The organism is Demequina pelophila (assembly GCF_000971175.1).
GTDB lineage: Bacteria > Actinomycetota > Actinomycetes > Actinomycetales > Demequinaceae > Demequina > Demequina pelophila.
In genome coordinates this window covers 34423-57639 of record NZ_BBLY01000004.1, presented here as the reverse complement: position 1 = coordinate 57639, position 23217 = coordinate 34423, and the positions used below count along the sequence as shown (strand labels likewise).

Here is a 23217-nt window from a genome sequence, read left to right as displayed (position 1 = left end):
GGCGTAGCCGGCTTGCCTCTGGCGCGGGAGACCATGGCGACGTACCGTGGGCGGCATAGGTGCCCCCGCCGCGACCGCTAGCGCGCCCCCGCATCGTCGTCACTGCACGCGATCCGAGAGAGGCCGCCGTCATGCCGCGTACCGCGATCCATCCCGCCGAGGCCGGCGCTCGAGACGACCGGGCGCTCGAGGCGCTCGTCGCACTCGTGTCGGACGTCGACCGGCTGCTCGCCGTCCCTGAGCCGACGAGCCGCGCGACGCTGCGCGCTCACCTGGCAGCGATCGAGGCCGCCGCGCACGAGGCGCGCAGCGCGGCCCGGCGTGGCGGCCTGCCGTCCCGTGCGCTCGTGCGCCTCGCGCTGCGCACGGCCGTCGAGCGGCGCGGCCGGCTCGACCGGCTGCGCGTTGTCCTCGAGCTCGACGAGGCCGGCGCATGAGTGCGATCGAGGCCGCCGGCGACGCCTGGCACCGCCTCGACGAGACGAGCCGCGCCACGGTATGCGCCGGCCTCGACGGCGGCACGCTGCGCGCGCTGTACGCGATCGAGCGCACGGCCGCACTGTTGCCGGCCGGCCTCGAGCCGGCTGAGGCCGTCGACATGCTCGTCGCCGCCTGGTCGATCGACCCGACCGCGCCGGCCTGGCAGCGTGAGGCACTCGAGCTGCGCGGCGACGTCGAGCACTACGCTGCGCAGCGCTTGCACGATCGCCTGAGGCTGCTCGGCTGGCCCGGTCACACCCGCTGGTCGCACGACTCGACCACGGTCAGGTGCACGCCGGTCCCGCGTCACGTGTTCGAGCCTGAGCCGATCGCGCACCGCGCCGCCGAGGCCGTGCGCACCGGGATCGACCCCGGCCCGCGCATGGTGACGCACAAGGGCACCCCGCTCGTCAACGCGCTGCACGACCTGCCGGCCTACTGGCGACACGATCGCCGGCAGCCAATCGGGCACGTGACAGTGTTCGACGTCGAGCCAGGTCACTTGCGCACCTGGATCAACCTCACGATCGTTGGGCCGAGGCTGCGCGCGCTGCTGCGCGCGATCGACGTCGGCGCGATCGGCTCGAGCATCACCACGATCGGCGAGCGATCGGCCGACGCCGGCCCTACCGGGTCGATCTACCGGGCCGGCGCTGCACCTGTGCTCGAGGTATCACTAGCGCCGCTCGAGACATGCGCGTACGGCGCTGCGACCCGTGCCACGCGTGAGCGTCGCCCCGCCGAGCGCGAGGCCGAGGTCGAAGCATGGCGGGCGAAGCAGCGCGAGCAGCAGCAGCGCGACGAGCGTCGAGCCGGCTCGACGTCGAGCTCGTACGTTCGTACGTTCGGACGGTTCGACCATGTCGGCTAGCCGGCGCGACGCCCCCGCCCGCGTTTTCTCGGGAGACCAAGGAAGACCCCTCCCGCTTTCCATCTTCTCTCACCCGCTCTCTTCTGCGGAAGAAATCCGCGATCGTCGCGTGGAGTCTCTCGCGCTCCATGCCGCCCGATTCGACCCGATCGCGACCGCGATCGCCGGCCTCGCGTCGGCCTCGCTGGATCGCTCTCAATCGCCCCGCCGGCGGGCCGTGACTTGCGGCACGCCTCGTCGGCGGGCGCTCACGAGGCCGCGCCGTGCCTGATCGCTGCCCGCGCGTCGCCGAGCACTCGCCCGGCGTGAGCGCCGTCGCCGGCCTCGCCGGCCGGCCCCTGCTGCGCGTCTGCACCGGCTCGAGCGCCGGCGACGTGCTCGTCGGCTACGCCGGCGGCGACACGTGGCACGTGCAAGCGATCGACCTCGAGCAGCACCCGACGCCCATGAGCGGTTTCATGCCAGCACTCGTGCTCGCCGGCTCGCGCGCCTCGAGGCTCGCCGGCGGCGCGACGCTCGCCTCGCCTCGTGCAATCGCCGACGGCCTCGCCTGGCACGAGGCGCACGCCGCCGCCGCGATCGCCTGGCATGAGACGCACGGCGCGGCCGCCGATAGGTGGCGCGCGACGCACAAGGCCGACGCGTACGCATGGGCCGCCACGTGAGGCCGCGACCGCCGCCCCTGCGCGTGTCGCGGGAGCGCGCAGGCCGCCCGCTGAGACGACGAACGGCGCGCCCCTGAGACGAGGTCGAGGGCGCGCCGTTCGTGCGCTCAGGCGCTCGCCGGCGGCCGCTCGCCGGGATCGGCCGGCTCGGGCGTCGCGCGCTCGCCGCCGGCCGCCGCTGCCTAGGCTCGAGGCATACCGACCCGCGACGAGATCGACGGCGCGCACTCCCGCCGGCGGGTACACGAGGGCGACCCTCGAGGCGTGGGGCGTGCCGTGGCCGCCGCCTCGAGGTTGGCGCGCCCGACTGCTCGATGCCGCCGACCGTGACGACGACTAGCGCGCCGACCCTCGTGCTGCTCGAGAACGTGCGCAGACTCGACGTAGTCCCCGCCGGCCCGCCCTGCCAAGCTTGCGCAGGCCGCGATCGCCGCACAAACGCGCGCCGCCCCACTGCTCGCCGGCCACTCGAGGCCCGATCGCGTCAGGTTGGCGTGCCAACCTCGCGCCATGACGACGCATCGGCCTCGAGGGCCACCACGATCAGCCGGCCGGCCGCCGGCGAGCACTCGACGAAAACGTCGACCTACTCGACGTTTACTCGACGTTTTGGCCGCGAAACCTAGTCGACGAGAGTAAAGCGACGAAAGGTCAACACGCCTAGTACGAGGCGAAATAGTCGCGATCCGCGCGCTCGACGTATACTCAGGATCAACACCGGTTTAGAGTCCGTAGGTCGTGGGTTCGAGCCCCACGGGGCCCACGAACGGCGAGGTAAACCGCTAGATTCTCGAAGACCTGAGAAGTTCTCAGGTCTTCACGCAACGCTTTCTCAACGCTTTGAAAGCGAGCCCCTCGAGGATCTGCGAGTGATCCGGCGCAGCCTCAACCGGGCCTGCTGCACCGATAGGTGACAGGGGTTGGTCACGCGGCGAGGGCCACTTTGGTGGTCATGATGGTCTCGTACTCGATGGGCGCCACCTTGCCCAGGGCGGCCTGTCGGCGTCGGCAGTGGTAGGTCCGTTCGATCCACTGTGAGGGCTACCCCGTAGCTGTCTACGGGGGCTCCCCAGCCCTCATCGCGAAGGACTCCAGTGCGGCTCCGGGACCGAATCCTGCGAGGGCTTCAGAGCCCGAGGTAGAACCTCAGAGCATTGTCGACGGCCTCCGTGACGTGGGCCGGAGCTTGACCGACCTGTGTGATCAGGCGTCGTACCGAGACGGTGCGTACTTGCTCGGCCTGCGCCTTCGAGTCGACAGGGATGCCTGCATCCGAAGCCGGCACCAGGACGTGGAAGCCGTACAGTCGGTCAAGCCGTTTCGACGTCAGCGGCACCACTGTCACCATGCCGTCGTTCGCGATCGCCTGCCGTGCGGCTGCGTCTCTGCCGACCACCATGACCAGGCGCGCCTTGTTGGCTTCATGGCCGACGACCGGGTCAAGATCGGCGCGCCAGATGGAGCCGCGGCTCACGCTCCGTCACCTTCGGAGGCTTCCCAGGCCTCCTGCTCGCCGTCCTCGCGCCACTCGCGATGCGCCTCGGCGAGCTGCTCGACGAGCTCCGCCTCCTCCTGCTTCCTGCGGTAATCCGCGACAGCCTCGTGGAAGACCACGGTGGACTTGCGGCCATGGGTAGCGGCGTAGTGCTGCATCCACCGGAAGTCCTCTTCGGGAAGGGTCGTGCTCACTCGAACGATTGCCATGGGACGAGCCTACCAATCTTCCTCAGGAGAGTGTGAAGATTCTTCACAACAAACTGGCGCGCATTGGTGCGAACAACAGATCAACAGCAGGTCGCAGCAGTGCTGCGACCGAGAGCAGGGGTTGATCGCTGGGGCAAAGTCAACCGTCGGGACTGCCCCGGCTTTGGTTGACATCTTGACCCGACCCACGATTTGGCTACCTGATCAGGTGTGCCGTGCGGGCGGGGGTGGTGTGCACTTCGGACTGTGGTCCGACGTCGAGCACTCGACCTGCTCGAACCAGGCAAGAGCGTCGCGAGAGTCGCGCACGATCTAGAGGTCAGCCAGCAGGCGATCCACCGCTGGCGCCGCCAGGATCGTGTCGATGAAGGCTGGACTGAGAAGAGCGAGCTCGCGCAGGTCAACGGCCTCGACTGACGCGCTCCAGCCCGCAGCCCGAGCGCCGACACCGCACCCCGGACTGGCGCACCGCATTCCATGGACTGGAGGCCTACCAGGCCCTTTGATACCCCTGGTAGTCGAGTTGTGCGCGCTTCCCACTTCTCATTCAGCCTGGCTCCAGCCCTTCGGCGTCCCTCCCCACGCGACGGCCTCGCGCCGAGGAGCCCCCGCGTCACTCCGCGGGCTGCGCCTCCGGAGCCTTCCGCAGAGCGATCCGCAGCGAGGCGCCGATGCCCAGCAGCGTCACGACCACGATGAGGCCGGCCTGAACCCGGTCGACGATGTCGGCGCTGCAGGCCCCCGAGGCCCCGACTCCACCGGACACCGAGGCGCAGGTCTCGCCGGACGCGAGCACCAGCACGAGCACCCCCAGCAGGGCGCACGCGACCGCCACCGCGACCCATCCCCAGCGCACTCGCATCTCGCACCTCCAGCCGCCTATTGTCTCCCGCGCGAGGCGGCCGATCATCGGCCGGGAGTCCCACCCCCGGCCGCCGCGAGCGGCACCGTGATGGTCACCAGCGAGTGCCCGGGCAGAGCCACGCGCACGCTCTCTCCCGCGACCACGCGGTGCGAGGAGCGCGGGCGCACCGCGTGCGTGCCACGGCCGCTGACCGGGAGCAGGTTGCGGGCCCCCTCGGGCGCGGCGATGCGGGTGACGTCCGCGCTCGCGCCGGCCTCCGCCCCGGGCACGCGCAGCCGGACCGGCACCCGCCGCGCGGTCGGATTGACGAGCACCACGGTCACGGCGCGGTCCGTGGCGGTCGCCACGCCCTCGACGCCCGGCGGCAGGGCCGGGCTGCGCACAGCGCCGCCCCGACCGGCCGCACCCCCCGCGCCACCAGCCCCACCCTCGAGCGGCACCCGCCGCTCCCCCAGCGTCCGCGCGAGCAGCCGTTGCACGTGGTAGTTCGCGGTGGGCATGACACGCAGGGCATTGACGTCGATGAGGTTGTGCTCCCACTGCCCCCGCCCCACCACGTTGAGCAGGGGCGCGAACGCGGTCATCGCGACCACGTCCGAGTTGCGGATGCAGCCGGTGAGGAAGGCCGCCTCCGCGAGCGCGCTGCGCATGGTGTTGGGCGCCGCGCGGAAGGGCTTGGGGGTGAGAGCGGAGGGCAGGTTCGCGGCGTATTCGAGCACCGCCACGCGCACGTCGCGCGGGTAGTCGTCGTAGCGCCGCGCGGCCGCGGCGGTCCAGCTGGGGCTCTTGTAGAAGTGCTCGTCGACCACGAGCCCGCCGGGGTCCGGCGCCGCGCGCGCCGCCTCCCACGCCTGGGCGAACTCCGTGCCCCAGGTGAGGGCGCCGGCGCTCATCACCGCAGTAATGCCGGGGTGGTGCCGCGCGATGGCCGCGCGCATCCGCGCGAAGCGGTCGAGGTAGTCCGGGCCGCCGGCCTCGTTCCCGATCCCGATCATCTCGAGCGGGAACGGCTCCGGGTGCCCCGCCTCGGCGCGCAAGCGAGCCCACTGACTAGTCGCGGGATCGCCGGTCGCCCAGTCGATGAGGTCGAGCGCGTCCTGCACCAGCTCCTCGAAGCGGGCCGGCGCGCACACGTCGCCCGACCTCAGCTGGCACGCGATCCCCACGTCCACCACCGGCAGGGGGGCCGCGCCGATGTCCTCGCACAGCAGGAAGTACTCGTAGTAGCCCACCTGGAAGGACTGCGAGTAGTCGCCGCCGCGGGTCGCGACCGCCCACAGGTTGTACTCGGGCCGGCGGCCCGCGAGCGGCCCCACCGTGTCCTTCCACCGGTACGCGTTGGTCGCGTCGAGCCCCTCGACGATGCACCCGCCGGGGAAGCGCAGGAACCGCGGCCGCATGTCGCGCAGCGCCTCGACCACGTCGCGGCGCAGCACCCCCTGGCTCCAGCGAGGATCGCCCGCGCCCCAGTGGTCGCCGGGGATGAGTGCGACCTCGTCGAGGTCGACCACGCCCTCGCCGTCGATCCCGATCTCGAGGCGCACGAGCGCCGTCCGGTCCGGCGTGAGAGTGCACGATGCGAGGGCCCAGCCATCGTCGCGCCTTCCCTCGACCTGGAGCGGCGAGGCCGCGAGGACCCGGCCCCGGCGATCGGCGAGGCGGGCCGCCAGGCGAACCGGCGCACCGTCCACCCGCACGGCGAGGGTGAGGGTGAAGGCAACGCCCACGCGCGCGCCGATCGCGGGGCCGCCGATGCCGTGGCCCTCGTTGCGCAGCACGGCACGGCCGCCCGAGGTGACGCGGGCGTGGTGCCCGTGCGGCACCAGCGGCCGGTCGGTTGAGATCGCGAGCGTCCCGCCCCGAATGTCCCAGTGGCGGGTGCCGTCGCGGCGGCGGCGCGGCCGGCGGTGGGTGAGTGCGGCGATGGTGTTGGTGTGGAGGGTGCGGCGCACGTAGTCGCCCTCGAAGCTGTGGTTCGCGACGGCGTTGGCGCCCAGGGCGCCGTCAATCGCGTGGTTGATGTCCTCGAGGAAGGCGCCGATGAGCAGGGGGCTCACCGGGCCGGGCGAGCGCGAGGGGTCGGCGACCAGGTCGACGATGCTCCGCGCGCGGCGCGCGCGACGCCGCCAGCGCAGGCGGGCGGCGGAGCGGGACATGCGCGCAGTCTTCCGCGCCGGCGGGGGCGCTGTCACCCCTCGCGGCCGCCTTTCACCTGGTAGCGGACCAGCATGGCGCCCGTGTCGAACACCCGCGTCTCGAGGAGGTCCAGGTCGAGACGGAGCCTGTCGGGGAACATGCGCGTCCCGCCGCCGACGAGCACGGGAAGGGTCATCACCTGGACCTCGTCGACCAGCCCCGCGCGCAGCGCGTGGGCCGCGAGAGTGGGCCCGGCGATGCCGATGTCGTGCTCGCCGAAGTCCTTGAGCTCGCGGATCTGCTCGGGGTCGAAGGCGCGCGCCAGCCACGTGTTCGCCGCCGCGGGCGCGGTGAGCGTGGTCGAGTAGACGATCTTGTCGGCGCGGCGCCAGGCGTCGGCGAACTCGCGGACCACGGGCGGGGCGTCGGGCTCGTCGCCCAGCGTCTCCCACACGGCCATCACCTCGTAGATGCGCCGGCCGTACAGGAGCGTCCCGGTGCGCGCGGTGAGGCCGTTGAAGTAGGTGTGGACCTCCTCGGACGGCTCCGACCACGCGAAGCCGCCGCGCTCGTCGCAGACGTACCCGTCCAGCGAGGCGTTCATCGCGAAGATCAGGCGACCCATGCATCGTCCTCCGCGACCCACCGTACGCCCCGGACCTAGGGTGGGGTCATGGAAGCCCTCCCCACGCATGTCCTCAACGACGACCACTCGCTGCCTTCCGTCGGATTCGGCACGTACCCCCTCGTAGGAGAGCAGGGCACCGCCGCGGTGCGGTCCGCGCTCGAGGCGGGGTACCGGCTGGTCGACTCGGCGGTGAACTACGAGAACGAGGGCGTCGTGGGCAGGGGCGTGCGCGAGTTCCTGGCCGCGTCGGGGTTGGACCGGTCCGAGGTGACCGTGCAGACCAAGCTGCCCGGGCGCCACCACGACTACGAGCGCGCGATCGCGTCGGGGTACGAGTCGCTCGCGCGGCTGGGGCTCGACCGCATCGACGTGTTGCTCATCCACTGGCCCAATCCGAGCCGCGGGCTGTACCTCGAGGCGTGGCGGGCGCTGGTGGAGCTGCGCGAACGGGGGGTGGCGCGGAGCATCGGCGTCTCGAACTTCCCGGCGCGGCTGCTGCGGGAGATCATCGCGGACACGGGCGTCACGCCCGCCGTCAATCAGGTGGAGATGCACCCGCTGTTCCCGCAGGAGGAGCTGCGCGCCGCGCACGCTGACCTCGGAATAGTGACGCAGGCGTGGAGCCCGCTGGGGAAGCGGCAGGCGCCCTTCGAGGCGCCGGCGGTGGCCGATGCGGCGGCCAGGTGCGGCGTCTCCCCCGCCCAGGTGATTCTCCGGTGGCACGTGCAGCTGGGCTCGGTGCCGCTGCCCAAGTCGGCGACGCCGGAGCGGCAGGTCGCGAACCTGGCCCTGGGGTCGTTCTCGCTCGACGAAGAGGAAATGCGGGCGATCTCCGCGCTCGCCCGCCCGGACGGGCGGCTGTTCGGCGGGGATCCCGAGACGCACGAGGAGATGTAGCGGGGCGGCGTATCGCCCCGGCGACAGCCCCGCGCCCGCCTCGGCCTGGACCTCGGCCTCGACCTCGACCTCGACCTCGACCTCGACCTCGACCTCGACCGGCGCATCGCCCCTGTTGAGAGGCGCATTTTCTCCACAGTCGCGCCCGATTTGTCCTGAATGTCAGAGGGTGGTGATGGGATGGAGACATGGACATCCCGTCGCTGTTCGACTCGTCGCCCGGGGGCTCCGCGGCCCTCGAGGACGAGTGGCGCGCGGCGCGACGGAGGGTGCTCGAGGAGGCCGCCTCGGTGCGTGACTCCGTGTCGAGCGAGGCGTGCGAGGTCATCGACGACGACGCCCTGCTCGCCTCGCTCGGGGACCTCGCCGCCGGGGTGCGGGATCTTGAACTCGCGCTGGCGCACCTGAGCGTCCAGGTCCACCAGCGCTCGATCGGCCGGCCGGCGGGCGGGCTCGCGAAGGCGCGGGGGCACCGCGACTCGGCGGACCTCATCGCGGCAAGCATGCGGGGGTCACGCGCGGAGGCGCATCGGCTGATCGAGGCGGGCCAGACCGTCGTGGACGCGCGGCGGCGCGCCGAGTGGCGGCGGCAGGAGCAGGAGCGGCGCCTCGAGGAGGAGGCCCGACGTGCGGAGGAGGAGCGTCGGCGCCTCGAGGAGGAGGCGCGGCGGCGGGCCGAGGGCGGCGGCCCGGGCGACCCCGACGACGCGGACGAGGACCCTCCCGACCCGGACAACCGACCCGACCCTGACGACCCGCCCCCGCCCGAGGAGCCCGAGCCGCCCGCCTTCCCCCACGTCGCGGCGGCACTGGAGTCGGGCCGCCTCTCGGTGGAGTTCGCCACCGCGATCACCACGATGCTCGAGGCACTGGACCCCGACCACGTGGGCGCCGACCGCATCGAGGCGGCCGAACGCGACCTTGTCGAGCGCGCCGCGGGCCTGACGCTCGACCAGCTCCAGCGCATCGTGCGCAGGTTCCGCGCCTCGCTGGATGCCCAGGCCCACCAGCGCCGCCTCGAGCGGCTGAGGGAGCAGCGCACACTCACCCTCCGCGAGTCCCGCGACGGCATGGTCGACATCAGCGGCAGGCTCGACCCGGAGACGGCCGCGGCGGTGCGCGCGGCGCTGGAGGCCCTGGTCGGCGACGCGATGCGGCGCAGCCGCGACGCCCTGGGCGAGGACACTCGCACCACGGGCCAGATGCGCGCGGACGCGCTCGCGGCCCTGTGCCGGCACGCGATCGGCTGCGACGCCAGCACCCTGCCCCTGTCGACCACCACGGTGGTCGTGCGGATGACCCTCGAGGACCTGCGGCGCGGGAACGGGCAGGCGGAGCTCGACGGCTCCACGGAGCCCGTCGACATCGATACGGCGCGCCGCCTGGCCGCCTCCGCGGACGTGATCCCGGCCGTCCTGGGAAGTAAGGGCGAGCTGCTCAATCTGGGCCGCCGCCAGCGCCTGTTCTCCAACGCGCAGCGGTGCGCGCTCGTCGAACGGGACGGCGGCTGCGCCAAATGCGGGGCGCCGCCGGGCTGGACGGAGGCCCATCACATCAGATGGTGGGGCAGGGACCGGGGCGCGACGGACCTCCGCAACGGGGTCCTCCTGTGCAGCCATTGCCACCACGAGATCCACCGTGCCGGGTGGGAGATCGACGCCGGACCCACCGAGGTGTGGTTCATCCCACCCGCGAGCGTCGACCCCCAGCGACGGCGTCGACGAGGAGGCCGCGCGCGCTTCTTCCCGCCGCCCGCGGCGTGACCTCGACAGCACCAAGACCCCTGGCACGCCCCCGCTTTCCGGGCCGCGCCACCTCCACTCGCCGCGACGCGCCGCACCCCGCAACCTACAGTGGACCCAGGAGCGCATGACGCCGTCATCACCCGCCCTGGGCGGGCAACCGTCCCGGAACCAGCGATATTGACCCGTTAGATTGGATGCCAGGACCAGACCGAGACGCAACCGATACCTGACTTTTACGAGAGCTAGAGACCGATACTGATGACCACTTCCGACACGACACAGCGCAAGGAACCCATGACCCGCGCGGCCTTCTCGCGGTGGGTCTTCTATCCATCAGCCGTCATCATCCTCGGGTTCGCGGCCTTCGCGATCGTCGCGCCAGGCGTGGCGTCCGACCTCTTCTCCACGATCCAGCGCGACATCATCGACGTCTTCGGCTGGTACTACGTGCTGCTCGCGGCGCTGTTCGTCGCCGTGGCGCTGTACTTCGGCTTCAGCCGCTACGGCAGCATCACGCTGGGCAAGGACGGCGAGGAGCCGCAGTTCAGCCGCTTCTCCTGGTTCGCGCTGCTGTTCGCGGCCGGCATGGGCATCGGCCTCGTCTTCTACGGCGTCTCCGAGCCGCTCGCCCACTTCTCGTCGCCTCGCCCCGGCGTCACGGGCACGTCCGAGCAGCTCGCGCAGTCCGCCATGGCGCAGACCTTCCTCCACTGGGGCGTCCACGCCTGGTCCATCTACATCATCGTCGGGCTCGCGATCGCGTACGCCGTGCATCGTCGCGGTCGCCCCGTCTCCATCCGCTATGCCGTCGAGCCCCTCCTGGGCAAGCACGTCCACGGCCGCTGGGGCAACGTCATCGACATCACGGCCGTGGTCGGCACCCTGTTCGGCATCGCCACGTCGCTGGGCCTGGGCGTGCTGCAGATCTCGTCCGGGCTCCACTCGGCCGGCATCGCCGACCCCGACACGACCACGCAGGTCATCCTGATCGTGGTCATCACGATCATCACGCTCTTCTCGCTGCTCACCGGCCTCGCGCGCGGCATGAAGTGGCTGTCGAACATCAACCTGGCGCTGGCCGGCCTGATCCTGCTCTACGTCCTGTTCTCCGGCCCCACGCTGTTCCTGCTGCGCGAGTTCGTGCAGTCGATCGGCTACTACATCCAGAGCTTCGTGGGCCTCAGCTTCAACGTCACCGCCTTCCAGGGCGACATCGGCGCCGCATGGCAGGCGAGCTGGACCACCTTCTACTGGGGCTGGTGGATCTCCTGGGCGCCCTTCGTGGGCATCTTCATCGCGCGCGTGTCCAAGGGCCGCACGGTGCGCGAGTTCGTCTGGGGCGTTCTGCTGGTTCCCGCGGCCGTGACGTTCCTCTGGTTCGGCGTCATGGGTGGCTCCGCGCTGTACCGCGAGGTCTTCGGCGAGGGCGGCCTCGTCGCCGCCGACGGATCGATCGACTACCAGGGCTCCCTGTTCCAGATGCTCGAGGCGCTGCCGGCCGGATCGGTGGTGACCTTCGGGGCGATCCTCCTGGTGGGCATCTTCTTCGTCACCTCGTCCGACTCCGGGTCGTTCGTACTGTCCATGCTCACCTCGGGCGGCGACCCCACGCCCGCCAAGTGGCTGCGCGTCTTCTGGGCCTGCACCACCGCGGCCGTCGCGATCGCGCTGCTCCTCGCGGGCGGCCTGGGGGCGCTCCAGACCGCGGCCATCATCACCGCGCTGCCGTTCTCGGTGGTCATGATCATGATGATCATCTCGACGTTCGAGGCCTTCTCGAAGGAGCATCACGCCTACCTGCGGGCCACGCGCCAGGAGTTCGTCGAGCACGTCTCCGACCACGTGGGCGACCACTACGGGCTCGAGCCGTCGACCGTCGAGTTCGAGGGTCCCAAGACGCTCATCAAGTGGCGTCGCAAGCGCAAGCCGGACGCGCAGGCGGGCAGGCGAGGGACGGCGGGGACCGCCACGGTCGCCGCTCCCCCGACGCCCGCCATCGGGGAGCCCGTCGTCGCGGAGGATCAGGTCGCCGCGACGATCATCTCCGACGAGCCCACTGACGGCGGCCCGGCCTACGAGTCGCTCCACACCGAGGAGATCGTCGCCGCCCACACGGCCGTGACGGAGTACGACCAGGCGAACGCCCCCGAGGCGCCGCCTACCGAGGACGAGCCTCGAACCTGACGCGGTCCCCCGGCCGCGCCTGCGCGAGAGCGGAGCGCGCGGCCGGGTCGACCACGCCCACCACCGGGTAGCCACCCGTGGTGGGGTGATCCGCGAGGAACACCACCGGCCGCCCCGACGGCGGCACCTGCACCGCACCCCACACCATGCCCTCACTGGCGAGCTCATGGTCGCGGGCCCGCTCGAGCGCGGCGCCCTCGAGCCGCACCCCCACCCGGTTCGAGTCCCCGGACACGGTCCAGACGGCCTCCACCAGAGTGCCCAGGGACGATGCGGTGATCCAGTCCGCGCGCGGCCCCGGATGGAGCGGGAGGACCAGCGGATCGGCATGCGCGTCCGACCCGGCGCCGGAGCGCGTGCCCGGGACCTCTCCGTCGCCGCCGTCCGCGCCGCCACCCGCGCCGCCGTCCGCGCCGCCACGCGCCCGGCCGAACAGCGCATCGTCCACCGGGCCGGACGGCCCGAGCGGCACCGTGTCACCGTCGCGCAGGGGCGCGGGCCCCAGTCCGGTGAGCAGGTCCGTGGACCGGCTGCCGAGCACCGGCTCGACCGCGATGCCGCCGCTCACGGCCACGTAGGAGCGCAGGCCCGCCACCGCGGGGCCCACCTCGAGCACCTGTCCCGGGGCCAGGCGCACCGGCGCGCCCCACGGGGCGCGCACTCCCCCGACGAACACGTCACACCGCGCGCCGGTCACGGCGACGACGCGCGGGCTCCGCACGCGCAGGGTGCAGCCGAGCGCGGTGGTCTCGAGCGTCGCGGCCTCGCGGGTGTTGCCCACCAGGGCGTTGGCACGTCCGTGCGCCTCGAGATCGAGCGCTCCCGAGCGCGGGACCCCCTGATGGGCGAAGCCGGGCCGGCCCAGGTCCTGGACCGTGGTGAGGGCACCCGCGCGCAGCAGTTCGAGGCTCATCGCACCTCCACGAACCGCACCCGGTCGCCGGGGCTCAGCAGCGCAGCGGGGTCGCGGCGGTGGTCGAACATCGCGGCGTTCGTGGTGCCCACCAGCTGCCAGCCCCCGGGCGAGGTGCGCGGGTAGACGCCCGCGTACTCGCCCGCGAGCGCCACCGAGCCCGCCGGCACGGCCGTGCGCGGGGACTCGCGCCGAGGCACGGGCCGCGGCAGGCCGCTCATGTACGCGAAGCCGGGCGCGAACCCGCTGAAGGCCACGCGGAACTCGGCGCGCACCAGCAGCGCGACCGCCTCACCGGCGTCGACGCCCCAGTGGATCGCGACCGCCTCGAGGTCGGCGCCGTCGAAGCGGACCGGGATCTCGACGAGCACACCCTCGACGGTCCCGGTGACGGGCACGCGCCAGGTCCGGATCGCGGCGGCGACGGCCGCCACGTCGATTCCGCCGATCGCCTCGCTCCCGCGCCCGCTCCCGTTCCCGCTCCCGCTCCCGTTCCCGTTCCCGTTCCCGTTCCCGCTCCCGTTCCCACTCCCGCTCCCCCCGAGGCCTTCGATCAGCACCGTGCGGGCCGCGGGCACGATCTCCCGGGCCCGGAGCTCGCCCGCCGCCCGGCGCCGCTCGCACTCCGCCCGGAACGCGGCGACCGCGTCGAGGTCGGGCAGCTCGACCAGCAGCGAGTGCGGCCCCATCGGGTGGATCGCGAGGGAGCCGGGGTCCAGGTGCGCGCTCACGCGAAGGGACCGATCTCCACCCCCGCCGCCGCCAGCTCGGCGCGGACGCGGGCCGCGAGCGCCGCGGCTCCCGGGGTGTCGCCGTGGACGCACAGGGAGCGCGCCGAGATCGCGAGCGCGCCGCCCTCGATCGACACCACCGCCTCGCCCGTGGCCATCGCGACCGCGCGCGAGACCACCAGCTCCGGGTCGTGGACCACCGCGCCGTGTTCGGTGCGGGGCACCAGGGTGCCGTGCGGCGTGTACGCGCGGTCCGCGAACGCCTCCGTCACGGCCGCGTGGCCGGCCGCGAGGGCCGCCTCGAGCAGCCGCGAGCCGGGCAGGCCCAGGATCGGAAGCATGGCAGCGCCGGTCGAGCGCGCCCCACCTGCCGCGCTCGCGAGCCGCACCCCCTCGACCACGGCCGCGGCCTGCTCGGCGTCCGCCACGCACCGGTTGTACAGCGCGCCGTGGGGCTTGACGTAGGCGACCCGGCCTCCGGCCGCACGCGCGAAGATGTCGAGCGCCCCAATCTGATACGCGACCTCCGCCGCGAGCTCCTCGAAGGGCACGTCCATGGCGCGGCGGCCGAATCCGGCCAGGTCGCGGTACGACACCTGCGCGCCGATCGCGACCCCGCGCTCGACCGCGAGCTCGCACACGCGGCGCATCGTCGACGGGTCGCCCGCGTGGAAGCCGCACGCAATGTTGGCGCTCGTGATCACGTCGAGCAGCGCATCGTCGTCCGTGAGGCTCCACCGGCCGAAGCCCTCGCCCAGGTCCGCGTTGAGGTCGATCATGGGTCAAAAGTAGTCGCGCGGGGTCCCCGGGCACACTGCTGCCTACCCGAGCAGCATGCGGATCTCGGCGGACCCCTCGGGTCCCTTCGGCCCCTCGCGGGGCGTCTCGAGATAGGCCTCGTAGTAGCAGGCGTAGCCCGAGCCGGCTCCCGTGACCTCCATCGAGGGCCGGTGCCCGGCCTCGTCGGCCCACACCAGGAACGAGCCCGTCTCGGCGCTGAGGTCCGCGTACGGCCCCTCGTGCGCAGCGATCGCGTAGGTGCCTGCCGGCAGCGCCCATCGGCCCAGTCCCGGCGGCGGCTCGACGTCCCCGCGCACGACGTAGCCCACCTCGACCGCGAAGGTCCCCTCCGGCGCCATGCGCCGGTACCGGATCACGCCCTCGCCGCCCACCAGACCGTGCTCGGCCATCGCATCGGCCACCGACTCGAAGGCCTCGCTCACGACCATCTCGAGCGTCGCCATGGTGAATTCGAGCGGGACGCCCACGTAGGTGCGGCGGCCCAGGTGCTCGACGCGGTACTCGCGGACGATGCTCATCGCTCCTCCAGGGTCGGGTGGCCGAACCGCGCGCCCGCGGCCCAGTCCGCGGCCGAGTTGCCCCCCAGCGGAAAGCCTCCGGCGTCCTTGAGCCAGCGTGCCACATGCATGAGGTTGTAGGTCATGAAGGTGACGTTGCGCTGCGTGAACTCGGCCTCGGGTCCGCCCGATCCCTCGTCGAGGTAGGACGGGCCCGGCCCCACGGAGCCCAGCCACGCCGCGTCCGCGGCCGGCGGGATCGTGTAGCCCAGGTGCTGGAGCGAGTAGAGCACGTTCATGGCGACGTGCTTGGCGCCGTCCTCGTTGCCGGTGACCACCACGCCGGCGGTGCGGCCGTAGAAGCGGAACTGGCCGCGGTCGTTGAGCTCGCCCGAGAGCCCGTAGAGCCGCTCGATCACGCGCGAGGCCACCGAGGACTTGTCCCCGAGCCACACGGGGGTGCCCAGGATCAGGATGTCGGCGGCGAGCACGCGCGCGGCGAGCGCCGGCCAGTCGTCGATGGCGACCCCGCCGCCGGGGACGTCCTCGCGCATGTCGGGGTAGACGCCCGGCGGGATGTCGTGGTCGGCGGCGCGGATCCGGTCGACCGCGACCCCGTGCGCCTCGAGCAGGACGAGGGACACGTCCATGAGCCCCTGCGTGTGCGACAGCGCCGGCGAGGGCTTGAGCGTGCAGTTGATGGCGACGGCCGTGAGATCGGAGAAGTCGGGTATCTCCATCTCTCGACCGTAGCAATCAGACGTCGATCGCGCCCTCCTTGAGGGAGGCCTCCCACCGCTGCTTCTCGCGCGTCACGAGCACGATGATGAACGCCCACAGGCCCGCATCGTCCGTGAAGCCCAGCGGACCGAGGAACAGCTCGGGGATCAGGTCGATCGGGCTGATCGTGTAGATGAGCGCGCCCGCCGCCGCCACCCACGTCATGGGCGCGAGGCGGTGCTCACCGTTCTTGATGGCCTTGAGGAAGCGGAACCACATGACCCCAGTATGCGCGCGGCGCCCCGGGACCGGGAGGGGGCACCTCCTGAGAAGAGCCGACGAGGCGGCTCAGCGCACCTCGCGCAGCAGCCCCGAGTGCACGTCGAACACGAAGCCGCGCACCTGCGAGGTGTCCACCAGGAACGGCGACCGCCGCAGGCGCTCCATCGACTGGCGCAGGTCCGCGTCGAGGTCGCGGAAGGACTCGGGGCTCCACGAGGGCTTGAGTCCCGTCTCGTCGAGCAGCTCGTTGCGCAGTTCGTCGTCCGTGAAGGTGAGCGCGCCGCAGTCGGTGTGGTGGATGAGGATGATCTCCCGCGTGCCCAGCTTGCGCTGCGAGATCACCAGCGACCGGATCATGTCGTCCGTGATGACCCCGCCCGCGTTCCGCATCACGTGGGCGTCACCCACGTCGAGCCCCAGCATCGCGAAGGTGTCCAGGCGCGAGTCCATGCACGCCACCACGGCCAGCCTCCGCCGCGGCGGGAGCGGGCGGTCGGGCGTGTACGCCTCCGCGTACGCGCGGTTGTGCTCGACGAGCTCGTCGGCGATGCCCATGTGCGGTCCTCCCCGGGGTAGGCGGCAGGGCGCGTCCCCGCGCCCGGGGACAGCCTAGGCCAGGGACGATGCACGGGCCGGGTCCACGCCCCGCCCCTGGTCAGGGTCGCTCTCACCCACCACAATGGGGGCATGTCGCGCATCCTCGTCACCGGAGCCGCGCAGGGCATCGGGGTGGAGATCGCGCGCCAGCTGGTGGCGGCCGGCCACGAGGTGATCGTGCACGGCCGCGACGCCGCCCGCGCGGAGGTCGCCCTCACGGGCGCCCGCGGCGCGCGCGGCGCGGTGACCGGCCGGCTCGACTCCCTCGCCTCGACGCGCCTCATGGCGGACGATGCACGGCGCCGGGGCCCCTTCGACGTCGTCATCCACAACGCGGGCCTGGGCCCCGATCAGGACCGGCCCGTGATGACGGACGACGGCCTCGAGCGGATCCTGCAGGTCAATGTGGTCGCGCCGTACCTGCTCGCGGCGCTGCTGCCCATGCCGCGCCGCACGATCATCCTGGGCTCCGACGCCGCCCGCATGGGCCGCCCCGCCGTGGACCTCGCGCCACCCGAGCCCTGGGACGGCCACCAGGCCTACGCGGACGCGAAGCTGTTGGTCACCCTGCTCGCCTTCGAGCTGGCCGCCCGGCACACGGACAAGCCCGTCAACGTGGTGCACCCCGGCTGGGTGCGCACCCGCATGGGAGGGCCCCGCGCCGCGCTTCCCCTGGCCGACGGCGCCGACACCGCCGTGTGGATGGCGACCGCCGACACCCCGGTGACGCGCCGCGGGGGCCAGTATGTGCATCGTCGCGCGACCGAGGCGGCGCCCCTCGAGGCCTCCGACCTCGCGCTGCGCGCGGCGCTCATGGACCGCCTCGCCGCTGTCACCGGCGAATCCTTGCATCATTAGAATTGTCGTATGCCCCTCCCCTCCCGGCCTGCCGGCCGCCCGTCGCTGCGCGACGTCGCCACCCTCGCCGGGGTCTCGGGACAGACCGTCTCCCGCGTCGCGAACGGGTCGCCCAAGGTGCGCCCCGACACCCGCCGGCGCGTGCGCGAGGCGATGGCGCAGCTGGGCTACATGCCGAACACGGCCGCCCGCGCCCTGCGCAGCGGGTCGTACGGCACCATCGGCGTGATCTCGCATCAGCTCGCGCGCACCGGCGAGTCACGCGTGGTCGAGTCCATCTCGCGCGCCGCGCGCGCGACCGGCCGCTCCGTGACCCTGCTCGACGTGGAGTCCACCGCGCACGAGGACGTCGAGGCCGCCGCCAGCCAGCTCTCGCTCCAGTCGATCGACGGGCTCATCATCCTGCGCGCCGAGGTCGAGGACGTCGAACTCCTCGAACTGCCGCCCCACCTGCCCGCGGTCATCATGGACGCCTCCTTCGGCGGCCGCATGGCCATGGTGGGCGCCGACCACGCCGGTGGCGCGCGCGCCGCCGTCGAGCACCTGCTCTCCCTGGGCCACCGGACCGTCCACCACCTGGCCGGACCCGAGAACTCGATTCCCGCCCGCGCCCGCCTCAGTGCCTGGCGCGAGACGCTCGAGGCCGCCGGGCGCGAGGTGCCGGACCCCGTCCGATGCGGCTGGACCGCCGAGTCGGGCCACGCCGCCGGCGCGGACCTGGCCGCGCGGGAGGACGTGACGGCCGTGTTCTGCGCCTCCGACGAGATCGCCGCGGGCCTCCTGCTCGCCCTGCGCGAGGCCGGCCGCGACGTGCCCGGCGACGTCTCCGTCGTGGGCTTCGACGACATCCCGCTCGCGCGCTACCTGGCGCCGCCGCTCACGACGGTGCACCAGCCGTTCGCGGAGGTGGGCGCCGCGCTCGTGGAGCGGCTGTTCGCCGGGGGCCCGGGGTCCGGCGACGAGGCTGCGGGCGGCGCGGTTGCGGGCGGCGAGGCTGCGGGCGACGAGGTTGCGGGCGGCGCGGTCTCGGGCGGCGCGGTTGCGGGCGGCGCGGTCTCGGGCGGCGAGGCGCCCGGGGACGATGCGCTGGCCGGGTTCGACGGTGCGCCCCAGTCCCCCTCGCTGGTGCGATGCGAGCTCGTGGTGCGGGGCTCGACGGCCCCGCCGCGCTGACCAGCCCTTCCCCGCACAGCACTTCTCCCACCGCGTCTCCCGCGCGGTCCTTCACGGGGCCTGCCACCGTGTCGGGCGACGCGCCCCAGGCTCTACCGCACCGGTCCGCCTCGACGCCCGACCGGGCCGCCGCATCGTCCACGGGCCTTTCCGCCCCGACACGCGACGAGGCGCCCCGACCCACCGGGTCGAGGCGCCTCGAAGGTGTCTGTCAGCGAGCGCCGGCGCGGCGCTTGTTGTAGACGTCGAACGCGACCGCGAGGAGGAGCACCAGGCCCTTGACCACGGACTGGACCGACTGCGGCACACCCATCAGCTGCATGCCGTTGGACATGACCGCCATGATCAGACCACCGACGATCGCGCCGGTCACGCGGCCCACACCACCGGTGACGGCGGCGCCACCGATGAAGCACGCCGCGATCGCGTCGAGCTCGAACATGTTTCCGGCCGCGGGCTGCGCCGCGTTGGATCGGGCCGAGAACACGACGCCGGCCACCGAGGCGAGGATGCCCATGTTGAGCATGACGCCGAAGTTGACCCAGCGGACCTTGACGCCGGACAGCATGGCCGCCGACAGGTTGCCGCCGATCGCGTACACGTGACGACCGAACACCGTGCGGGTGGTGACCAGCGAGTACGCGATGATCAGCACGGCGAGCAGGATGAGCACGTTCGGCAGGCCGCGCGCGTTGGCGAGCTGCCAGGCGAACCACATGACCACCGCGCCCACCGCGACCAGCTGCACGATGAACAGCGGGAACGCGACCACCGGCTGCTCGTACGCGATGCGCGAGCGGCGGGTGCGCCACGCGGAGAACACGTAGCCCGCGACGGCGATGCCGAAGATCACCAGGGTGAAGACGTCGTACCCCGGACCGCCCAGGATGCCGTTCTGGAAGCCTGCCGCGATGTCACGGTAGGGCTGCGGGAACGGCGAGAGCGAGGTGTTGTTCAGCACCAGCAGCGTGAGTCCGCGGAACATGAGCATGCCCGCGAGGGTGGTGATGAACGCCGGGATGCCCACGAACGCGACCCAGAATCCCTGCCAGGCACCGATCACCACACCGCACGCGAGCGCGGCGAGCACGCCCACCCACCACGGCATGTCGTTCCTGATGACCAGCACCGCGGACACGGCGCCCGTCACCGCGACGACCGATCCGACGGACAGGTCGATGTGGCCGGCGATGATGACCATCACCATGCCGATCGCGAGGATCAGGATGTACGAGTACTGCAGCACCAGGTTGGTGACGTTCATGGGGCTGAGCGACGTGCCGCCCGTGAGGATCGCGAACAGCCCGACGATCGCCACGAAGGCGATGTAGATGCCGCTCGTTCTGATGTTCCTTGTGAACAGGTCCTTGATCCCTGTCGTGGTGCCGGTCATGCCCGGACCTCCTTCTCCTGGGTCATGAGGGTCATGAGCTTCTCCTGGGTCGCCTCGGCGACGGGCACCTCTCCGGTGACGCGCCCGAACGCGAGGGTGTAGATCCGGTCACAGGTGCCCAGCAGCTCGGGCAGCTCCGACGAGATGATGATGACGGCCTTGCCGGCCGCCACCAGGCGGTTGATGATCGTGTAAATCTCGTACTTGGCACCCACGTCGATGCCGCGGGTCGGCTCGTCGAGGATGAGCACCTCGGCGTCCGAGTAGATCCACTTCGACAGCACCACCTTCTGCTGGTTGCCGCCGGAGAGGTTGCCCACCGTCTGCATCACGGTCGGGGTCTTGATGTTCATCGAGCCGCGGTACTCCTCCGCGACCTTGATCTCCTTGTTGCCGTTGACCCATCCCCGCTTCGAGAGCTTGAACAGGGCGGCCGCGGAGATGTTGCGACGCACGTCGTCGATGAGGTTGAGCCCGTACCGCTTGCGGTCCTCGGTGGCGTAGGCGAGCCCGTGCTTGATCGCGGACGAGACATCCGAGATCTGGATCTCCTCGCCGTGCATGAACACCTTGCCGGTGATGTCGCGGCCGTAGCTGCGCCCGAACAGGCTCATCGCCAGCTCGGTGCGCCCCGCGCCCATGACGCCGGCGATGCCCACGACCTCGCCCTTGCGCACGTTGAACGAGGCGTCCTCGACGACGATGCGGCCGGGCTGGGTCGGGTGGAAGACGTTCCAGTTCTCCACCCGCAGGACCTCGTCGCCGACGACGTGGTCGCGCGAGGGATAGCGGTTGGTGAGGTCGCGGCCCACCATGCCGCGGATGATGCGGTCCTGGATGCCCTCCTCGCCGCTCACGGGGAACGTCTCGATTGTGTGGCCGTCACGGATGATCGTGGTGCGGTCGCAGATCTCGGCGATCTCGTTGAGCTTGTGCGAGATCATGATCGACGTGATGCCCTGCTCCTCCTTGAGGGTGCGGAGAAGGCCGAGCAGGTGCTCCGAGTCGTCGTCGTTGAGCGCGGAGGTGGGCTCGTCGAGGATGAGCAGCCGCACCTCTTTGGACAGCGCCTTCGCGATCTCGATGAGCTGCTGCTTGCCGACTCCCAGCTGGTTGACGGGCGTCGTGGGATTCTCCTGGAGGCCCACGCGCTCGAGGAGCTTCATGGCCTCGTGGTTGGTGACGTTCCAGTCGATGGCGCCGCCGCGGCCGCGCCGCTCGTTGCCCAGGAAGATGTTCTCCGCCACCGAGAGGTACGGGATGAGCGCGAGCTCCTGGTGGATGATGACAATTCCCTTGGCCTCGGAGTCGGGAATCGAGTGGAACTTCTGGACCTCGCCGTCGTAGACGATGTCGCCGTCGTAGGTGCCGAACGGGTAGACACCCGACAGCACCTTCATGAGCGTCGACTTGCCGGCGCCGTTCTCGCCGCAGATGCCGTGGATCTCGCCTTCCTCGACCTCGAGCTCCACGTCCGACAGCGCCTTGACGCCGGGGAAGGTCTTGGTGATCTTCCTCATCTCAAGGATGTGCTTCGGCATGTCTCACCTCCGTTGGTGATGATGGATGTGCACGTTAACAGGAACCGGGGGTGGTGCCGGCCCGGCCCGCAGGCCAGACCGGCACCACCGATCGATCAGGCGACGCCCGACTCGATCTGCTCCTCGGTCCAGTAGCCGGAGTCGACCAGCAGCTCCTGGATGTTGCCAGCGTAGACAATGTCCGACTCGAGCAGGTAGGACGGGACGACCTTCACGCCGTTGTCGTAGTCGGTCGTGTTGTTCGCCTCGGGCTCCTCGCCGTTCAGGTACGAGGTCGCCGCGACCACGGCCTGGTCCGCAAGCTTGCGCGTGTCCTTGAAGATGGTCGCGAACTGGACGTCGTCAGCGATCAGCTTGACGGAGGCGATCTCCGCGTCCTGGCCGGTCACGATCGGCATGCCCTCGGCAATGGTGCCGGGGTAGCCACCCGTGAACTCGAGGGCGTTGAGGATGCCTCGCGACAGACCGTCGTAGGGCGACAGGACGCCGTGGAGCTCCGTGCCGGTGCCCACATAGTTGGCGGTCAGGATGTCCTCCATGCGCTTCTGCGCCGTCTCCTGGAGCCAGCGCAGCGTGGCGACCGTGTCGAAGTCGGTCTGACCCGACGGAACCGTGAGCACACCCTCGTCGATGAAGGGCTGGATCACGGACATGGCGCCGTTGAAGAAGAATCCGGCGTTGTTGTCGTCGGGCGAGCCCGCGAACAGCTCGATGTTGTACGGGCCCTCGTCGCCGGTCTCGGTGCCGTCCTCGTTGAGGAGGCCCAGGCCCACGAGGAGCGACGTGCCCTGCTGCACGCCCACCTGGAAGTTGTCGAACGACACGTAGAAGTCGACGTTCTCGGTCTCGTTGATGAGGCGGTCGTAGGCGATGATCGGGATGCCCGCCTCGGCCGCGGCCTGCAGCTGACCGGACAGCGTGGTGCCGTCGATCGACGCGACGATGAGCGCGTCGACGCCGTTGGTGATCATGTTGTCGATCTGCTGCTGCTGGGTCGGGATGTCGTCCGCAGCGAACTGCAGGTCGACCTCGAAGCCCTCCGCCTCGAGACCCGACTTCACCGCGTCACCGTCGGCGATCCAGCGCTCGGACGTCTCGGTGGGCATCGCCACACCGATGAGGCCACCCTCGGTCATCGCGCCGTCGCCGCCGGTGCCGGCCGTCGAGTCCGAGCCGGAGTCGTCGCCAGCGCCGCCGCCGCCGCACGCGGCCAGGGTGAGGGCCATCGCCGTCGCGGCACCCGCCGCAAGGAACTTGCTGAACTTCATATCTCCTCCTTGAGATATCGGCTATCGCCCCACTTCCGTGCGAGGCGTGCCCCACCATGATGTTCTCGTTCACACCTTGGCGCAATAGGCGGCGGTCACGGGAAGGTCACGACCGACTCACCTTGTGAATCAAATCATCTACCAGGCACGATGGCCGGAGGCGCCTAGGCCCTTGGTCCCGGTTTGGCGATTTCGCGGCGCATGCGAGCCACGAAGCATTTCGCGACCCATGCCCGGCCTTGACGGCGCTCGGCCCCCTCCTTGACCC

24 protein-coding genes are annotated in these 23217 nt (G+C 71.5%); 9 read left to right on the top strand and 15 right to left on the bottom strand.

Annotation, left to right across the window (positions count from 1 at the left end; translation table 11 throughout):
* The first annotated feature begins 131 nt into the window (after positions 1 to 131).
* From AOM03_RS05945 to AOM03_RS05935, 3 genes are all read left to right on the top strand, one after another.
* The gene (locus tag AOM03_RS05945) at positions 132 to 437 is read left to right on the top strand and encodes a hypothetical protein (protein WP_062379345.1); all 306 of its coding nucleotides are present in this window, start codon (positions 132 to 134) and stop codon (positions 435 to 437) included.
* Entirely contained in the window at positions 434 to 1351 is a 918-nt protein-coding gene (locus AOM03_RS05940; protein ID WP_062379343.1) for an HK97 family phage prohead protease, read from the top strand. Before AOM03_RS05945 ends, AOM03_RS05940 begins: the two co-directional genes overlap by 4 nt.
* Before the next feature lie 263 nt (positions 1352 to 1614).
* Complete coding sequence (locus tag AOM03_RS05935) at positions 1615 to 2016, top strand: hypothetical protein (RefSeq protein ID WP_062379341.1); 402 nt, start codon at positions 1615 to 1617, stop codon at positions 2014 to 2016.
* Positions 2017 to 3142: 1126 nt separating this feature from the next.
* Here the strand turns inward: AOM03_RS05935 and AOM03_RS05930 are convergent.
* Both AOM03_RS05930 and AOM03_RS05925 read right to left on the bottom strand, forming a co-directional pair.
* Complete coding sequence (locus AOM03_RS05930) at positions 3143 to 3490, bottom strand: type II toxin-antitoxin system PemK/MazF family toxin (RefSeq protein ID WP_062379339.1); 348 nt, start codon at positions 3488 to 3490, stop codon at positions 3143 to 3145.
* Complete coding sequence (locus tag AOM03_RS05925; RefSeq protein ID WP_062379337.1) at positions 3487 to 3720, bottom strand: hypothetical protein; 234 nt, start codon at positions 3718 to 3720, stop codon at positions 3487 to 3489. The genes AOM03_RS05930 and AOM03_RS05925 overlap by 4 nt, the downstream gene beginning before the upstream one ends.
* Positions 3721 to 3966: 246 nt before the next feature.
* Between AOM03_RS05925 and AOM03_RS12435 the strand changes: the two genes are divergently transcribed.
* Positions 3967 to 4137, top strand: coding sequence for a transposase (locus AOM03_RS12435; protein WP_162197269.1), 171 nt, complete (start codon positions 3967 to 3969; stop codon positions 4135 to 4137).
* Positions 4138 to 4333: 196 nt separating this feature from the next.
* On the opposite strand, the gene AOM03_RS05920 is transcribed toward AOM03_RS12435, so the two are convergent.
* From AOM03_RS05920 to AOM03_RS05910, 3 genes are read right to left on the bottom strand one after another with little or no spacing between them, the layout of a single operon-like run.
* Positions 4334 to 4582, bottom strand: a complete 249-nt coding sequence (locus AOM03_RS05920; protein WP_156157646.1) for a hypothetical protein — start codon at positions 4580 to 4582, stop codon at positions 4334 to 4336.
* A 44-nt stretch (positions 4583 to 4626) separates the two neighbouring features.
* The gene (locus tag AOM03_RS05915) at positions 4627 to 6741 is read right to left on the bottom strand and encodes an alpha-L-arabinofuranosidase family protein (RefSeq protein WP_062379331.1); all 2115 of its coding nucleotides are present in this window, start codon (positions 6739 to 6741) and stop codon (positions 4627 to 4629) included.
* Between the two features lie 32 nt (positions 6742 to 6773).
* Positions 6774 to 7346: a dihydrofolate reductase family protein gene (locus AOM03_RS05910; protein ID WP_062379328.1), complete on the bottom strand. Its 573-nt coding sequence runs from the start codon at positions 7344 to 7346 to the stop codon at positions 6774 to 6776.
* Positions 7347 to 7394: 48 nt separating this feature from the next.
* Here AOM03_RS05910 and AOM03_RS05905 point away from each other — a divergent pair, with 48 nt between their 5' ends.
* The 3 genes from AOM03_RS05905 (at position 7395) to AOM03_RS05895 (ending at position 12175) form a co-directional block, all read left to right on the top strand.
* Entirely contained in the window at positions 7395 to 8246 is an 852-nt protein-coding gene (locus AOM03_RS05905) for an aldo/keto reductase (protein WP_062379326.1), read from the top strand.
* Between the two features lie 188 nt (positions 8247 to 8434).
* Positions 8435 to 10009 carry an HNH endonuclease signature motif containing protein gene (locus AOM03_RS05900; protein WP_062379323.1) on the top strand — a complete coding sequence of 525 codons (1575 nt, stop codon included), beginning with the start codon at positions 8435 to 8437 and terminating at the stop codon, positions 10007 to 10009.
* Between the two features lie 240 nt (positions 10010 to 10249).
* The gene (locus tag AOM03_RS05895; RefSeq protein WP_082092184.1) at positions 10250 to 12175 is read left to right on the top strand and encodes a BCCT family transporter; all 1926 of its coding nucleotides are present in this window, start codon (positions 10250 to 10252) and stop codon (positions 12173 to 12175) included.
* Here AOM03_RS05895 and AOM03_RS05890 read toward each other — a convergent pair.
* The 7 genes from AOM03_RS05890 to AOM03_RS05860 form a co-directional block, all read right to left on the bottom strand.
* A complete protein-coding gene (locus AOM03_RS05890) occupies positions 12150 to 13088 on the bottom strand; it encodes a 5-oxoprolinase subunit C family protein (protein ID WP_062379320.1) in 939 nt (312 codons plus the stop codon). The genes AOM03_RS05895 and AOM03_RS05890 overlap by 26 nt on opposite strands.
* Positions 13085 to 13819 (bottom strand): 5-oxoprolinase subunit B family protein, encoded by a 735-nt coding sequence (locus tag AOM03_RS05885; RefSeq protein WP_062379318.1) that lies wholly within the window; start codon positions 13817 to 13819, stop codon positions 13085 to 13087. The genes AOM03_RS05890 and AOM03_RS05885 overlap by 4 nt, the downstream gene beginning before the upstream one ends.
* Positions 13816 to 14598: a LamB/YcsF family protein gene (locus AOM03_RS05880; RefSeq protein WP_062379316.1), complete on the bottom strand. Its 783-nt coding sequence runs from the start codon at positions 14596 to 14598 to the stop codon at positions 13816 to 13818. Before AOM03_RS05880 ends, AOM03_RS05885 begins: the two co-directional genes overlap by 4 nt.
* A gap of 42 nt (positions 14599 to 14640) precedes the next feature.
* On the bottom strand, positions 14641 to 15138 hold the full coding sequence (locus AOM03_RS05875) for a GyrI-like domain-containing protein (protein WP_062379313.1): 498 nt from the start codon (positions 15136 to 15138) through the stop codon (positions 14641 to 14643).
* Complete coding sequence (locus AOM03_RS05870; protein WP_062379311.1) at positions 15135 to 15857, bottom strand: flavodoxin family protein; 723 nt, start codon at positions 15855 to 15857, stop codon at positions 15135 to 15137. The genes AOM03_RS05875 and AOM03_RS05870 overlap by 4 nt, the downstream gene beginning before the upstream one ends.
* Positions 15858 to 15873: 16 nt before the next feature.
* Positions 15874 to 16116 carry a YkvA family protein gene (locus AOM03_RS05865; RefSeq protein WP_062379308.1) on the bottom strand — a complete coding sequence of 81 codons (243 nt, stop codon included), beginning with the start codon at positions 16114 to 16116 and terminating at the stop codon, positions 15874 to 15876.
* 69 nt (positions 16117 to 16185) lie between these two features.
* Positions 16186 to 16674, bottom strand: coding sequence for a beta-class carbonic anhydrase (locus AOM03_RS05860; protein ID WP_062379306.1), 489 nt, complete (start codon positions 16672 to 16674; stop codon positions 16186 to 16188).
* A 132-nt stretch (positions 16675 to 16806) separates the two neighbouring features.
* Here AOM03_RS05860 and AOM03_RS05855 point away from each other — a divergent pair, with 132 nt between their 5' ends.
* A complete protein-coding gene (locus AOM03_RS05855; protein WP_062379303.1) occupies positions 16807 to 17574 on the top strand; it encodes an SDR family NAD(P)-dependent oxidoreductase in 768 nt (255 codons plus the stop codon).
* 9 nt (positions 17575 to 17583) lie between these two features.
* Positions 17584 to 18747 (top strand): LacI family DNA-binding transcriptional regulator, encoded by a 1164-nt coding sequence (locus AOM03_RS05850; RefSeq protein ID WP_062379301.1) that lies wholly within the window; start codon positions 17584 to 17586, stop codon positions 18745 to 18747.
* Between the two features lie 211 nt (positions 18748 to 18958).
* Here AOM03_RS05850 and mmsB read toward each other — a convergent pair whose 3' ends face one another.
* The 3 genes from mmsB to chvE form a co-directional block, all read right to left on the bottom strand.
* Positions 18959 to 20140: a multiple monosaccharide ABC transporter permease gene (gene mmsB, locus AOM03_RS05845; protein ID WP_062379299.1), complete on the bottom strand. Its 1182-nt coding sequence runs from the start codon at positions 20138 to 20140 to the stop codon at positions 18959 to 18961.
* Positions 20137 to 21681, bottom strand: a complete 1545-nt coding sequence (gene mmsA / locus AOM03_RS05840; RefSeq protein WP_062379296.1) for a multiple monosaccharide ABC transporter ATP-binding protein — start codon at positions 21679 to 21681, stop codon at positions 20137 to 20139. The genes mmsB and mmsA overlap by 4 nt, the downstream gene beginning before the upstream one ends.
* Positions 21682 to 21776: 95 nt before the next feature.
* Positions 21777 to 22949 (bottom strand): multiple monosaccharide ABC transporter substrate-binding protein, encoded by a 1173-nt coding sequence (chvE, locus tag AOM03_RS05835; protein WP_062379293.1) that lies wholly within the window; start codon positions 22947 to 22949, stop codon positions 21777 to 21779.
* Positions 22950 to 23217: the final 268 nt, after the last annotated feature.